We start from the raw sequence: 629 nt of genomic DNA, 5'->3' as shown, positions 1-629 counted from the left end.
CGGTTTAACTGTTTTTTTCATCCGCTTATAGGGTTGCCGCCGGTGTATGCCGCCGGGCTGGCGGCCACGCAGGGGCATCATATTCAGGAAAATTCGACGTCTTTTTTCAGAAATGGCGGCAGGCCGTCCGGGGTGATTGAGATCCCCGGCAGTATTACGGAAGAAAATGCGAAAAAACTGAAGAGCAACTGGGACAGCGGGTATACAGGCGAAAATGCGGGGAAAACGGCCATTCTGAGCAACGGGGCAAAATACAACCCCACGACGTTTTCACCGGTGGATGCGCAGACGGTGGAACAACTGAAGATGACCGCTGAAATTGTCTGTTCGGTGTTCCGTGTTCCGGCCTACAAGATTGGCGTGGGACAACCGCCTTCCAGTGACAATGTGGAGGCGCTGGAGCAGCAGTATTATTCCCAGTGCCTGCAGACGCTGATTGAGTCCATTGAACTGTTACTGGATGAGGCGCTGGAAACGGGGGAAAACGAGAGTACGGAATTTGATGTCACCACGCTGCTGAGAATGGACAGTGAGCGGCGCATGAAAACGCTGGGGGATGCGGTGAAAAATACGCTTCTCACGCCCAATGAGGCCCGTAAACGGGAGAACCTGCCGCCCCTGGCCGGCGG

General features: G+C 55.0%; 1 protein-coding gene. It reads left to right on the top strand.

The window, feature by feature from the left end:
* Window positions 1-629: phage portal protein (locus E0D98_RS25405; RefSeq protein ID WP_131891468.1), on the top strand; the 629-nt coding region annotated here is incomplete at both ends.

Source organism: Escherichia sp. KCJ4928, from assembly GCF_004352695.1.
GTDB lineage: Bacteria > Pseudomonadota > Gammaproteobacteria > Enterobacterales > Enterobacteriaceae > ECMA0423.
Note: the sequence above shows the minus strand (reverse complement) of the source record. Positions and strands in the feature narration are given on the sequence as shown.